This window comes from Gelatiniphilus marinus, assembly GCF_042684345.1.
In the GTDB taxonomy this organism is placed as follows: domain Bacteria; phylum Bacteroidota; class Bacteroidia; order Flavobacteriales; family Flavobacteriaceae; genus Gelatiniphilus; species Gelatiniphilus marinus.
Window position 1 is genome coordinate 23,964 of the sequence record NZ_JBHULK010000008.1, and the last position, 15,620, is coordinate 39,583.

The window sequence follows — 15,620 nt, forward strand, 5'->3', positions numbered from 1 at the left end:
CCCCAACGTATAGCATTGAGGAATTCTTTTCGATTAATTACCAAAATTATATCTGAGTGTAATGCCTGAGCGAATGGTGGTTTGCGGAAATGCTGTTGAAATCGCATATTCTGAAAACGCATAATCGAAATAGAAAATACCTGTTAAGTTTTTGCTAAACGCATAATCTGCCGAATATTTTAAACCCCAAATGGTTTGCCCGCTGGTTACTTGGTTGTTCTCCAAATCTAAATATCTAATTATGGTTTTATTATCTCGAACCGATATGTCTGCTTTCATATTCAAATCGCTTACAATACGTTTTTTTGGCCCTGCAAGCTGTGAACGGATGCGGACATCTTTTATGCGATAGCCTAAACCGATAACGTACTCATTCCCTTGAATTTCCGTCATTAAATTATTATCGAAACTAAGCGACAATAATCTGTCTTTTTTTACTTCGGCAAGAATTTTTATGGAGTTTTTCATTTCGAAATCGATTCGAATCAACGGACTAAATAACTCGGTTAAATTAATGTTGCTAAATAAGGTACCGTTTTTAAAATTACCCGATTGATCTAAAGCCTCAGGGGGTTGGCTAGCAAAATCCGTTCCCGGAATTGGAGCTTCGTTTGCATTCGCATCTAAATTCAAATTTAAGTTTGTGCTAAACTGATTAATGGTGTAAGTTGAACGGTATCCGTGGGTTACAGAGAAGCGTTTAAAGCGTTTTTTAAACCACGCAAACTTCATAAAGCCTGTGTATTTTAAATCCCAATTAGGAATGGGCACATCTCTAAAAGCACTGGTTTTAACTTTGTTGGCATCTTGCCCAGAATAAGCCGCTAAAAATGCGGGCAGCAATACCGCTTGATTATTTTTGCCGAATCCTAACGGGTAACCCTCTGCATCTCTGGTATAGGTTGAATTACCGTAAAACTTTTCGGCAAGCCTATTGGCTATTTTTAATCTATTTGCCCTAAAATCGTTAAAGGCATCAGATGTGTTTTCATCGCTTTTACCAAATGCGGTTTTAATTAAAAGGGTAGAAATATTAAAGTTACCAAAGGTGTTTGGGGTTAAGGATTGATAAACGCCGTTTTCAACTTTATAGTTCTCGTTATAGTTTTCAAAATGTGCTCGGTTTCCAACAATATCAATTTTTAAATCGCTTACGGGCTCCAAATTTGCCGAAAAGTCCAATTGTTTGGTATGGGTTTCGGTGTATTGTTGGTTAAAGTCGGGGAATACGGTTAACCAACCGTTTCTTGCTGCCAAATGCCTAATATCGCTTTGGCTTCCAAAAGTGTAGCCCAACGTGGGTTTTAATGTACCTATAAAACCAGGGGTTTGGGTATAGCCCGGTAAAAATGTGCCGTTGTTTTCAGAATAATTAAATTGAATGCGTTTAATACTGGTTAAAACATCTACTCCGGCATTTAACAGTTTTGTAACCGATTTGTTTTTACTTTTTGCAGGTTTAGCGTTTCGGTTTGCTCCCGGTGGGCTAGCTGCTTGTGGTGTTCTGCTCCTTACCCGCCGTACCGGTTTTTTTACCAACCCAATATATCTGTACAACTTTTTCATGTCTAAGGTTGAATTGATATTATGGGTATTTGCGTTTTGAATGGTGTTAACATCGCCTCCCAAAACCTCGCCATACAAATCGGACCCTTTTTGCCATTGGAAATTCCCGGAATATTGATAGCTTGCTTTTAAAAAGCTGAATGTTGGGATTTTATGTATGGGCAATTCGTAGGTTATTCCTAAATCTTGGGTTTGCCTGTTGGGGTCGCCAAAATCCAAAAAGCCATCCCAAACATCAAGTGTTGGGTCTTGCTCGCCATTTACAATATTGTCTTTAAAATAATTACGGACAATGTTATTGTTTGCTGCCGTAAAGTTTAAGCTTAAGGCCTTTGTTAAGTTGTAATTTATGGTGTATTGAAAATCGAAGGTGTAATTTCTTCTAAACAGCTCTTCAATACCTATGTTGCCAGTACCTAAATCGATATCCCTAAATTTTTGTCGGTTGAATTGACGATTAATATCGGTATTAACCGTAAAACTGGTAGGCAATAAATTGAAGTTGAAATCTTTTAGGATTTTCCAATATTTTCCTGTGAATAACGAATCGTTCTTTTTAAAAGGTTCAACGGTTATCGGATTAAAATTAAAGGCATAATTAGCACCAACCCTAACCGTTTTATTGACTGAATTTTCAATTTCGAAATTGCGATGCTCTAATTTATTATAGGAATAGTTTAGCGTTAAATTTTCAACATCGTAAAAACGCGGTTTGGAGTCGCCAGTTCTTATTTTTCTAACGCCAATAAAATTGATGCTTTGGCGTCTGGTGTAATCTTCTGAGTTTTCTTTTATCTGCTTTCTCTCCGCAGCATCATTGGCAGCATCCAATCTGGATTCTAAGGTTAAATCTTTATAAAACTGATCGTATTTTGGTGTAATTAATTCTTCGCTTTGCGCATAATTAAACGGTAATTGAACGCCCCATTTTTTTGGCAATAACTGCCCAACGTTTACATTGGTTACCACATCGTACTGCTTAACATCTTCTAAACTGCGCTGGCTGGGTCCTTGTTCAATAGTACCAAAACCAGAAGTGCTTTGTCTGCCCGTGGCACTAATATTTGCAAAATCAGCAAAATTGGTGTCCATGCTTAAAACAGCTGCCCAACCGCCCTCGTTATCTAAATCGGATAAACGCAATTCGTTAAACCAAACTTCGGCACAGACATCGTCTCTATTGGTGGCATTTTTTATACCGACCATCAACGTTCTTACATCACCAAAATTCGGGTTTCCTTTTATGGCTATTCTGTGTTGTCCCGCTACATAATTTGAATATTGATCGCTGGTAATAGGAATTGCTTCGCCATTAATAACATCGTAAAAGGTGGGATCCAAATTGGTTAATGTTCCATCTGAAATTCCGATGGATTTAATTTGTCCTAAAACATCAATGGGTAAATTAATCTCATTATCTTCTGGCCACAAACCTTCTCTTGTTGTTGATGTGGAAACTTGCAACGGGATTTCTATTTGATAAAAATTATCGGTTAAATCGTTACCAATTCGAATAAACCCAACCAGTTCATTGTTAGCCAAAGCGCTTCCGGAATCATCGGCTTCTGCGTGTACAAACATGCGTAAACGTTTGTATTGACGCATATCTATGCTTATGTTTTTATAAACTGCTTTTGAATCTTCTTGCTCTAAATTACAGACATTTACAACCAACGATTGCTCGTTTTGTTGAATAACCGTATTGTTATTAAACAATTCCTCAGGATCAATTCCGGGAGGTCTTTTGTAGCTTCCTTCGTTTTCAAGTGTACCAATAACACCCACTGAAAAATCGGTTTGCGGATCATCGGGCGTAGGATCGTTTTTATCTAAAGCTTGTGTATAACGTCTCCAATCGCTTCGCACTAAATCTAAAGTTCCGAAACGGAATACCGTATTTTCTGAAAATTCTTTAAGAAATACACGAGCAAAACGTACCGATCTTAAATCGCTAATACCACCAATTGAGGTAACATGACTACCTTGAACCGGAATTCTAAACTGATACCACCGCACGTTTTTTGTATCGCCATTTGGCAATAATCTGGGTCTGTTTTTAAAATCTCTTAAAAAATCTTTTAACGGATTACTGTTAGGGATATTATCAAAATCGGCTTCGGTTTCGGGTAAATTTTGGCGTGTAATATCCAGCTCGTATTCAAAATAACTATTAATCGTATTCATGGTATTATCACGATTAATGTCTTCGGCATCGGGTTGTGTATTGGCGGCCCTAACGGTATCAGAAAACGTATCGGGTGTATTCCCTTCAACGCCATTGTATTTTTTATAACGCTCGAAAATATTGCCTTCGGTATCTAAAAAATAGCTGTAATTATCGTTTGCCGGATCTTCCAATCCTGCAAAGCTTGGAAACTTAACGCTTTCGTCTGCATCGCTTAAACCATCGTAACCAATATCTTGAAGAACTCTATCTTGCCCCGTGGTATCAAAGGCATAAATTAACGATTGGTTTGCTGGTGTTTGCCCCCAAGCGGTCTGGGTTGTAAAGGCGTTGTTTGATGAATCTGGCAATCCGTTTTCGTATTGTTTTCTTCCGTCTGATAAAACATCTTCAGAAATATTTCCTAAGTTAAACACCAATTTACCGCCGGGGTTTGTTGGGTTTTCCTGAAACGGATCTTGCAGCCAAAACTCGATATATTCTACATTGGCTTGCTCTAAATCTGTTGATGTTAATGCTCGGGTAATGCCTGCCCAGTTTTGTTGCGGATTGGGTAGTGTATTGCCATTTGCCGCGGGGTTGAAGTTGTACGGCCCTCTTTCTGAAGGATAATAGGCCAAATCTAAAGTGAAAAGCACAGAGTTTTGACCTTGTACCAAATCCCTTTCGGGGAACAGTTCGTTTATAAAAACACGACTTGTGAATAAATCTGAGACATCATCATCCGAAATATCATCGGGTCGTCTGCTACTGTAAAAAATGGGGTCTATACTATACCAATTTAACAAGGCACGTTGGTAACCGTTTTGTAGGTTTAAAGGGCTGTTGGGATCTGCAACTTCTGTATAGCCTAAACTGGGATCGAAAGGGGTGCTCGATAAAAACCAGGATTGCTGCGATTTTAAATCGATGCTGCCTTGCGAGCCTTCAAAATCATCAACATACGATGTGGCTTCGCCATTAAGGTTCGTGCCTTTTGGGGCGCCTGGAGCCAAATATGCAAACTCGCCGCGCAAGGATAAATTAGACTCCACATCGGTATCTATATTGGGTAATTTATTTACCAAGCGCGTAAAAAAGGGCACTTTGGTTGAATAGTTTCCGTTAAACCCGAAAATGGTATTGTTTATAGGCTCTGAGCCGTAATTTGCTTTTTGGGTAATGGGGCGTTCGTTTAGGTTTAAAAGCGTACCGCCCAAAACAAAGTTTTCGTTGAATTTATGCTCGATATTGATGCCTGTAAAACGTTTGGTTTGTTGCCCAAAAACTGCATTGTTTTCTGTTGAAACATTAATAGGCGTGTTAGATGCTTTTAAGGCTTCGTCTAAAATCTCTACTCTTGCAGAGGCATAATTCACTACGTAATCGACACCTTCAACCAGAACGCGCCCGCCCGCAGTTACACTTACCGATCCTCGTGCTGCGCCAAACGGAATGGGAATACCGCCACCGCTAACAGATTTATATCGCCCTTTTAATTTAAACTTGTTTTTTTCAACCTCTTCTAAAGCTGCTGTTTTGGTGCTTTTATACAATACGTCGTAAACGTATTTTGCTTGGTTTTCGTTATATGTTGCATCATTATCGTAATCTTCACTGGCATTTATAGACAATTTATCAAACAGATATTCCCCAAAAGGCTCCACACTTGGGAAAATTATTTTTCCGGTTTGCGGCAGTACAGTTATGTTGGGCACAAAATCGAAAAACCCATCGCCCTTGGTTTGCGGATCGTTATTGAAATTCAGTTTATCTAAACTGAACACCCTGAGCAAAGGGGTTTCGTTTAACGGGTCTTCGTTTGGGCCGGGTGCCGGAAACGGCGTGCTTGCAACGGGTGAAATAAAGTTTAAGGGTGAAGCTTCGTTGTAAAAAATATTCAGTTTAAAATCGTCTTGACTTAAATTGTACGCACCCGTATCGTAAATGTTTTTCATCATCAGCTTCCAAATGGGCTGATTCACATTGGTGATACTGCTTTTTAACAGTTTTAAAATTAGGTTTTTATTGGTTACACCGGTTACTTGTCCAGAATTATCTGTTGTAACATCGGTAGCATCTACGCCATCGTTGGCAAACTCACCCACTTGATACACTTTTCCGCCAATGGTAAATTGAAAGGCCACCGCTAAAACCTCATCGTTATTTAAACGTTGATTTAATGAAATATATCCTAAATCCTTATTAAAAGTATATTCTTGATTATTGATTAATTTTCTGGCGTTTTCCAGTTTGGCGTAATCGAAGCCTTCATTTACATTGGAAACCAAAATACCCGATTGCACGGTTGCGACATCTCTAACGGCATTGGTTAGTACACTTGTTGTGCCAATGGCCGTTGGGTCGAAATCGTTATTACCATTATCTGGAACAGCACCCGGTCCTGCATTTATAAAACCTGCAGGTGGCGTTTGCAAGCCAATTAAATCGGATTCCCCTAAATCTTGAAGTGCCACAATATTTCTAACATTATCGGTTCGGTTACTTCTGTTAGTTACCCAAACTTCAAGTCTTGTAATTTGCAATCCTTTATTAAGCATTATTGGGTATCGTTCTAAAGCATCGTCGTAAGTATCTCTAAAATATTGAGCTAAAAAGAAGTGCCGGTTTTCATCGTAGTCCCTAATAAACAATTCGAATTCTTCAAGTGTTCCGCCACCTTGTGCGACGACGTTATTGGACTGCGATTTCTGCTCGGAAAACACCCCGGTAACCGTTGTTTTACCAAATTGTAACTGCGCTTTAACACCAAACAAACTTTGTGCGCCCGTAATTAACGAGCTGTTTAAGGGCATGCTTACGTTACCAACTTCTATTTTTTGAATAATATCGTCTTCGGTTGGGGTATATTCTAATTTGATAATATCCTGAAAATCGTAACTGGCCTGCGTATCGTAATTTGCCGTTACTTGCAGTCGCGTACCTACTTTACCAAGTAAACTTAGGCTGATGCGCTGGTCGAAATCGAACGTGAAATTGTTTCTGTTTTTTGGTGAAAACGACGGGTTGTTTTGTTTTGAAAACAGCACACCCAAATCCATTTCTACTGAACCTTGCGGAATGACGCTTATGGTATCGCTCCCAAAAATGGAGGTAAAAAAATCGGACTTCACATAAAACTCGGGAATTAGGTTTTTTTGTCCGTCTTTAGCACCTGCTTTTTTGCCATCAAAGGCATCGATTTTTTCTTTGTAATAGGTTTTTAAATTTTCTTTAGCCACCAAAGCATAATACTCTTTTGGTGTTAAAATAACAGGGTATTTTATGTTATAAGTACCTATTTTTTCGGTATAAATGTAACGGTTGGTAACGGGATCATAGGTGTATTTAGACTCGACACTATTGGGGTTTGGCGCTTTTATTTTTCCTAAACTAAAACCTGTTTTTATAGAATCTTGTGCGGGTTGTTGCGCCCAAGCCGAGAACGAAAATAACAATACAAAAACTAAAAAAATGCTTAGACTACGCTCAGCAACCTCAAATTGTTTAAACTTAGTAAAGCACTTTTTTATTGATTTATAAAAATTTGGTTTATTTATATTCAAAATCTGTTATAAATTTTTTAAAGCTTGTTTTATAATGGTTTCAACATTGGCATTGGGTTGCGAGATTATAATTTTATCGACAACGCGTTCGGCCTGCTTTTTTGCAAAACCAAGTACTTCTAATGCAGATAACGCTTCATCTTTATTGGTATTGTCTTTAGAAACAGAAACTTCGTCGATATCGTAAATCTTCAGAATTTTGTCTTTCAAATCAATAATAACACGTTGCGCCGTTTTTGCCCCAATGCCTTTAATAGATTGTATTAATGCCACATCGCCAACCGCAATACCTTCTCTAACCTGTTTTGGGGTTAACGAGGATAACATGGTACGTGCAATACTAGAACCAATGCCGCTTACAGAAATGAGCAATCTAAAAATTTCGCGTTCGGCCAATGATGAAAATCCGTAAAGCGTATGAGAATCTTCTTTAACTTGAAGATGCGTATATAGTTTTAAATGCTCGCTATCTGGGATTTGGGAATAGGTGTGTAACGAAATATTTAACAAATAGCCCACGCCATTACAATCAATAACAACACTTGTTGGGTTTTTTTCTGTAAGTTTTCCTTGTATATGTGTTATCATGTATCCCTTTTCGTTAATCGACCAAATGTAATAAAATTATTTGCATTTAAAACCATTTGCTATTTGATTTTACGGTGCTAAAATGCTCTTTTTTTGATGGATAGTTTGTTTTAAAATGAAAATTTAAACAAAGGGGCAATGCATGGTTTTTACTGAAGCAAATGCCATCGTTTTTATTTTATTTCCAATACAATTCCTGGCTTATTAAAACTACGTGTTACTTGCCTTTTTCTGCTCTCGTTTTTCTTTGTGCTGCGCATCGATTACCGCAATGGCTGCCATATTTACAATTTCATCGACACTGGCCCCTAATTGAAGGATGTGTACGGGTTTGCGCATGCCCATCATTATGGGGCCGATAGATTGGGCTTCGTTTAATTCTTTTAGTAATTTATAAGTAATGTTTGCAGAATCTAAATTTGGAAAAACAAGCGCGTTTACTTTTTTACCCACCAGTTTAGAAAAGGGGAATTTTTCGCGAAGCATGGCATCATTTAAAGCAAAATCGGTTTGCAGATCGCCATCTACAACCATATCAGGGAAATGGCGGTGTAAATACGATACGGCTTCTCGAACTTTTGATGCATTGATATGTTCTGAAGACCCAAAATTAGAGTACGAGATCATTGCTGTAACGGGCTCCATACCAAACATTTTAATAACCCAAGATGTCATTCGTGCTATTTTGGTTAAATCTTTGGCAGTTGGGTCTATATTAATAGAGGTATCACTTAAAAAAAGCGGGCCTCTTTTTGTCATCATCACATTGGTAGTTGCTATTCTAGTAGCGCCTTTTACCATGCCAATAAGCTCCAGCATGGGTTTTACAACGGTTGGATAATTTCTGGAATACCCAGAAATAAGTGCATCGGCATCGCCTTCGTTTACCATCATTGCAGCAAAATAGTTGCGTTCTCGCATTAATTTTTGTGCTGAATATAGTGTTACACCTCTGCGTTTACGCTGCTCCCAATACACTTTGGCGTATTTGTTTTTTCGATTGGTTTCTTCGTCTGCTTTTGGGTCTATAATAGGTACATCGGCATCAAATTCTATCTCTTTCATTAGGTTTTCAATGGTTTCTTTTCGCCCTAATAAAATTGGAAATGCAATACCATCTTCGTAAACTATTTGCGCAGCTTTTAAAACCGCTAATTGGTCGGCCTCTGCAAAAACAACACGTTTGGGGTTTAGTTTAGCTCTGTTTATTAAAAGCCTAACCAATTTATTATCGGACCCTAATCGTTCTCTAAGGATATCTTTATACTTGTCCCAATCGGTAATAGGTTCTTTGGCAATACCGCTTTCCATAGCGGCTTTTGCTACGGCAGGAGGGATTTCTGCTATTAAACGCGGATCGAAAGGTTTAGGAATGATGTAATCTGTTCCAAAAGTTAATCGGGTTTCGCCATAGGCAATATTTACTTGCTCTGGCACGGGTTCTTTAGCTAATCTCGCAAGGGCTTTAACCGCTGCCATTTTCATGGCTTCGTTAATTTTTGTTGCACGAACATCCAATGCGCCTCTAAAAATAAACGGAAACCCCAATACATTATTTACCTGATTAGGATGGTCGCTGCGGCCTGTTGCCATAATAATATCTTTACGTGTGGCTACTGCGATATCGTATTTCACTTCGGGGTTTGGATTGGCCATAGCAAACACAATAGGTTTTTTTGCCATACTTAACAGCATTTGCGGCGTTACTATATCTGGCATAGACAAACCAATGAATACATCTGCGTTTTTCATGGCATCGTCAAGGGTATCTATTTTTCTATGCGTAGCAAATTCGGCTTTTTCTTTAGACAGGTTTTCGCGGTCGTCTCTTATCACGCCTTTACTATCTAACATAACCATATTTTTGCGCTTTGCCCCAAATGCTTGGTACAAACGAGAGCAAGAAATAGCTGCTGCACCAGCACCGCTTATTACAATGTTTACGTCTTCAATGTGCTTTTCGGCAAGCTCTAAAGCGTTTATTAATGCGGCTGCCGATATTATTGCGGTACCGTGCTGGTCGTCGTGCATTACCGGAATATCTAGTTCTTCTTTTAAACGGCGTTCTATTTCAAAAGCCTCAGGCGCCTTAATATCTTCAAGGTTAATGCCCCCAAAAGTGGGCGCTATGTTTTTCACGGTTTCAATAAACTCGTCAACATTTTCGGTATCAACTTCAATATCAAATACATCAATATCGGCAAATATTTTAAACAGCAAACCCTTCCCTTCCATTACGGGTTTTGATGCTTCCGGACCAATATTGCCCAAACCCAAAACAGCGGTTCCGTTGGATATTACAGCTACCAAATTACCTTTGGCGGTATATTTATAGGCGTTGTTTTTATCCTTTTCAATTTCTAAACAAGGTTCTGCAACTCCCGGCGAGTAGGCTAAAGACAAATCTCTTTGGCTTGCGTATTTTTTGGTAGGGACCACTTTTATTTTTCCCGGAGTTGGTTTGGCGTGGTATATAAGGGCTTCTCTTCGTTTGCTTTCTTCGCTCATAATGGATAGGTTATTTTATTTTCGCTTTCGCTGAATAACAAATATAATAATCCTATTTACGAAACAGCTAGTCTTTTAAAAAATTGATGTTTCTTTTTAAACCCGAAAACTTGGTACGCTTTACTGCCGATTTTTTAAATACTTTACTAAAAGTTTCTTGAGTTATCTCTTCCCAGTCTTTTTTTGTCATTGTAACTAATTCGGGATGTGGATTAAAAAGCGGCTCGTTATGCGCTTTAGAAAACCGGTTCCACGGGCACACATCTTGACAGATATCGCAACCAAACATCCAATCGTCAAACTTTCCTTTAAACTCAGACGGGATATTTTCTTTGAGTTCAATAGTAAAATACGAAATACATTTACTGCCATCTACCACGTAGGGTTCTGTAATGGCTTGTGTGGGGCAGGCATCGATACATTTTGTACACGTGCCACAATGATCTGTGGTAACGGTATCGTATTCCAACTCCAAATCGATAATCAATTCAGCAATAAAATAAAACGAACCAACTTGTTGGGTTAACAAATTACTGTGCTTACCTATCCATCCTAAACCAGATTTTGCAGCCCAGGCTTTATCGAGAACCGGGGCGGAATCAACAAAGGCCCTTCCGGAAACTTCTCCTATTTCTTCTTGAATAAATTGTAAAAATGATTTGAGTTTGTCTTTTATAATGAAATGATAATCGGTACCGTAAGCGTATTTGGAAATTTTAAAGCTATCTTGATTTTGTTGTTCTGAAGGATAATAATTGAGTAATAAGGAAATGACACTTTTTGAACCTTCAACCAGTTTTGTGGGGTCTAAGCGTTTATCAAAGTGGTTTTCCATGTACTGCATTTGCCCGTGCATGTTGTTGTTCAGCCATTTTTCCAGTCGCGGCGCCTCTTCTTCTAAAAAAACAGCTTTACTGATGCCGCAAGACAGAAAACCAAGTTGTTTTGCTTGGTTTTTTATGAGGTTGGTATGTTTTGTTTTAGGGTTCAATTATATGATATATGTTTATTTGAAAGAGAAAGACGGATGAAAACACATAGGTTAACGGAGCAAAACAAATTTACAAGGCCCTTGTTTAAAATTTATTTAGTTATTTTTCCTTCAACAGTTTATCCCTGAGCCTGTGCTGAGCAAAGTTGAAACAGGAAGATTAAGATGGGAACAATCCGCCTTGAATATTCCCTTTTATTTTCCCTAAGTGCTTATAAGCCAATTCTGTTACTTCTCGCCCGCGCGGTGTGCGCATTATAAAGCCTTGTTGAATTAAAAAGGGTTCGTAAACTTCCTCGATGGTTTCGGGGCTTTCGCTTACTGCAGTAGCAATGGTTGTAATACCCACGGGGCCTCCTTTAAATTTATCGATAATGGTTGTTAAGATTTTATTATCCATTTCGTCCAACCCATGGGCATCAACACTTAAAGCCTCTAAAGCATATTTTGCAATTTTAATATCTATGTTGCCATTTCCTTTTATTTGTGCAAAATCGCGAACGCGACGCAATAAAGCGTTTGCTATCCTGGGTGTGCCACGGCTTCGGCCTGCAATTTCAATAGCGGCTTCCATGGTTATTGGCACATCTAAAATAGTGGCACTTCGTTGTACAATGGTGGTAAGCAAATCGGTTTTATAATATTGCAACCTGCTTTGAATACCAAAACGTGCGCGCATGGGCGATGTTAACAACCCTGAGCGTGTTGTGGCACCAATTAAAGTAAATGGGTTTAAATTGATTTGAACGGTTCTTGCATTTGGTCCAGACTCAATCATAATATCGATTTTGTAATCTTCCATGGCGGAGTACAAATACTCTTCTACAATGGGACTTAATCGATGGATTTCATCAATAAATAGCACATCGCGTTCTTCAAGATTGGTAAGTAAACCTGCTAAATCTCCTGGTTTATCCAATACGGGGCCCGAGGTAACTTTTATGCCAACACTTAATTCGTTTGCTAAAATATGGGCTAGTGTTGTTTTGCCTAATCCCGGTGGCCCATGAAACAAGGTATGGTCTAAGGCTTCAGTACGTAAGTTTGCAGCTTGAACGAAAATTTGAAGATTTTCCAACACTTGATCTTGTCCCGTAAAATCATTGAATGATAGCGGTCTTAATTTTTTTTCTACATCTAATTCTTCGGGCGAAAAATTACTGTCTGTTGGGTCTAGATTCTCGTTCATTTAGTCTTTATTTCTTAAGTGATAAAGATACTGAAACAAGTTCAGCACAAGCAAATATAAACATACTGAAATAAATTCAGTACAAAAAAGCCTTTCCAATTCAGAAAGGCTTTTCAATAATATTTATAAAGAATTTTTAGTGCTGCAATTCTTCTTCACCGTCTTTTAATGGCACGTTCTGGGGCACAAAGTCGTCGTCATGCCCAGGTTTACTGTAATCGTAAGCCCAACGATATACATGAGGGATATCGCCTTTCCAGTTTCCGTGTATGTGCTTTACGGGGGTAGTCCATTCTAAAGTTGTAGAACGCCATGGGTTTTGTGTGGCTTTTTTGCCAACAAACATGCTAGCGAAAAAGTTATATAAATATATGATTTGAACTACGCCACCAATTAATGCAAATATGGTAATAATAACGTTTACATTGGCTAAATCGTCAAATAAAGGAAAGTTACTATTGGTATAATAACGACGGGGTAGTCCTGCCATACCTATAAAGTGCATAGGGAAAAACACACCATAAGCACAAACAGCGGTTAACCAAAAATGGATATAGCCTAAGTTTTTGTTTAGCATTCGACCAAACATTTTTGGATACCAATGGTAAATTCCGGCAAACATACCATAAAGTGCAGATATACCCATTACCAAGTGGAAGTGAGCAACCACAAAATAGGTGTCGTGCACGTTAATATCTAAGGCAGAATCTCCTAAAATAATTCCTGTTAAACCTCCTGATATAAAAGTTGATACAAAACCAATGGAGAATAGCATAGCAGGATTCATTTGTAAATTACCCTTCCAGAGTGTGGTTATCCAGTTAAATGCTTTAACAGCCGATGGAATAGCAATTAATAAGGTTGTGAATGTAAAAACAGATCCTAAAAACGGATTCATTCCTGAAACAAACATGTGATGCCCCCAAACAATTGTTGAAAGGAAAGCAATAGCTAAAATTGAAGCAATCATGGCACGGTAACCAAATATTGGTTTACGCGAGTTGGATGCCATAATTTCAGAAACAAGACCCATAGCAGGTAATATTACAATATAAACTTCTGGGTGGCCCAAGAACCAAAATAAATGTTCGAACAATACGGGCGATCCTCCTTGGTAATGCAATACTTCGCCTTGAATAAAAATATCAGATAAAAAGAACGAGGTACCAAAACTTCTATCCATTATTAATAATAAAGCCGCAGATAACAATACCGGAAACGATACCACACCAATTATAGCCGTTACAAAGAAGGCCCATATTGTAAGTGGTAATCGTGTCATAGACATCCCTTTTGTACGCAAGTTTATTACGGTAACTATATAATTAAGCGATCCTAATAAAGAGGAAGCAATAAATAAGGCCATAGAAACCAACCAAAGCGTCATGCCCAAACCCGAGCCTCCTTGTGCCATTGGTAAAGCACTTAATGGCGGATAAATAGTCCAACCCGCTGCGGCTGGTCCTGCCTCGACAAATAAAGACATAATCATGATAACACTTGATAAGAAAAACAACCAATACGATACCATGTTTAAGAAACCTGATGCCATATCGCGAGCACCAATTTGTAACGGAATTAATAGATTACTAAACGTACCACTTAAACCTGCTGTTAACACAAAGAAAACCATAATGGTTCCATGTATGGTTACTAAAGCCAAATAAATATCGGCATCCATAACACCGTCTGGTGCCCATTTGCCCAATAATGCTTCAAACAATATGTTTGGCTCTTCTGGCCATGCAATTTGCATACGAAACATCATAGACATTAAAACCCCAATAACACCCATTATAGTACCTGTAATTAGGTACTGTTTGGCAATCATTTTATGGTCTTGGCTAAATATATATTTAGTTACAAAGGTTTCTTTATGATGATGTCCGTGGTCGTTGTCGTGAGCTTGGTTATCTGCGTGTGCTGACATAATCTTATTTCGGTATTTATCTTTTTAAATTAGTTTATCAGGGAGTTTTTAAATTCTTTTTGCTCGCTTAACCAAGCATCAAATTCTTCTTGGGTTTCAACTATAATTTTCATTTGCATATTGTAGTGCGATTTTCCACAAATTTTGTTACATAATAGCAAATAATCAAACTCGTATGGCTCCAGTGGCTCTTCGCCTTTTGCTAACAGTTCCTTACTGTTTTCGGCTCTAATCTCGTTTATATTTTTAACTTTCTTAATAATCTGTGGTGTTTGTCTCATATCGGCAGTGGTTACCGTTGGCGTAAAGCCAAATTGTGTAACCATACCCGGAACACAGTTCATTTGTGCTCTAAAGTGTGGCATGTATGCCGAGTGCAATACGTCTTGAGAGCGCATTTTAAACAATACCGGCCGGCCTACCGGCAAATGCAATTCTGTTGTAATAATATCGTCTTGTGCGTTGGGGTCGGCTTCATCTAAACCTAAAATATTGGCACGATCAATATCAATTAATCGAACGTTGGCTTTTCCCAAGGTATTATCGGCACCTGCATATCTGGCTTTCCAGTTGTATTGCTGTGCATATAATTCTACAACTAAGGTGTCTTCGGTTTCTTCAACACCCATAATGTTTATCCAGGTGTTTAGCCCGTATATTATCAATCCTGCTAAAACAATTACGGGAATAATGGTCCAGATAGCTTCCAGTTTATTGTTATCGGCAAAGAACAGGGCTTTTTTTCCTTTTTCGCCTTTGTACTTAAAAGCGAAATAATGCAATAAAAACTGAGTAATGGTTTGTACTATAAATATGATAATCATTAAGATTACCATTAAATTATCTATAGTTGGTCCATGGGCTGAAGCCGAATTGGACATTAATGGCAAATCGCCCCATTTAATAAAAGAGTAAATGGTTATGGCGTAGATAAATACCAAAAAAGCCATCATTAAATAGGCGTTTACGGTGTTGTCTTTATCTGTGGCCACCTGGGTGTTTTCAATTTTAGCTTGAGCCAAATCAAAAATCTTTACCATTTGCCAAATGGCAACTAAAATAAATACTAAAACTATAATTGTTAATAAAGCAGTCATTGATATTGTTCGTCTTTATTT

Annotated in this window: 7 protein-coding genes; all 7 read right to left on the reverse strand. The window is 38.3% G+C overall.

Annotated elements, in window-relative coordinates; translation table 11 throughout:
• Positions 1-33: 33 nt before the first annotated feature.
• The 7 genes from sov to ACFSQS_RS14740 all read right to left on the reverse strand — a co-directional run bounded on the left by sov (position 34) and on the right by ACFSQS_RS14740 (position 15,599).
• Entirely contained in the window at positions 34-7,188 is a 7,155-nt protein-coding gene (gene sov / locus ACFSQS_RS14710; RefSeq protein ID WP_388020672.1) for a T9SS outer membrane translocon Sov/SprA, read from the reverse strand.
• A 114-nt stretch (positions 7,189-7,302) separates the two neighbouring features.
• Entirely contained in the window at positions 7,303-7,884 is a 582-nt protein-coding gene (ruvA, locus tag ACFSQS_RS14715; protein WP_388020675.1) for a Holliday junction branch migration protein RuvA, read from the reverse strand.
• 210 nt (positions 7,885-8,094) lie between these two features.
• Positions 8,095-10,392, reverse strand: coding sequence for an NADP-dependent malic enzyme (locus ACFSQS_RS14720; protein ID WP_388020678.1), 2,298 nt, complete (start codon positions 10,390-10,392; stop codon positions 8,095-8,097).
• Between the two features lie 67 nt (positions 10,393-10,459).
• The gene (queG, locus tag ACFSQS_RS14725; protein WP_388020681.1) at positions 10,460-11,383 is read right to left on the reverse strand and encodes a tRNA epoxyqueuosine(34) reductase QueG; all 924 of its coding nucleotides are present in this window, start codon (positions 11,381-11,383) and stop codon (positions 10,460-10,462) included.
• Positions 11,384-11,543: 160 nt separating this feature from the next.
• Complete coding sequence (gene ruvB, locus ACFSQS_RS14730) at positions 11,544-12,572, reverse strand: Holliday junction branch migration DNA helicase RuvB (RefSeq protein WP_388020684.1); 1,029 nt, start codon at positions 12,570-12,572, stop codon at positions 11,544-11,546.
• A gap of 136 nt (positions 12,573-12,708) precedes the next feature.
• Positions 12,709-14,502, reverse strand: coding sequence for a cytochrome c oxidase subunit I (locus ACFSQS_RS14735; protein ID WP_388020687.1), 1,794 nt, complete (start codon positions 14,500-14,502; stop codon positions 12,709-12,711).
• 29 nt (positions 14,503-14,531) lie between these two features.
• Positions 14,532-15,599 (reverse strand): cytochrome c oxidase subunit II, encoded by a 1,068-nt coding sequence (locus ACFSQS_RS14740; protein ID WP_388020690.1) that lies wholly within the window; start codon positions 15,597-15,599, stop codon positions 14,532-14,534.
• Positions 15,600-15,620 lie beyond the last annotated feature (21 nt).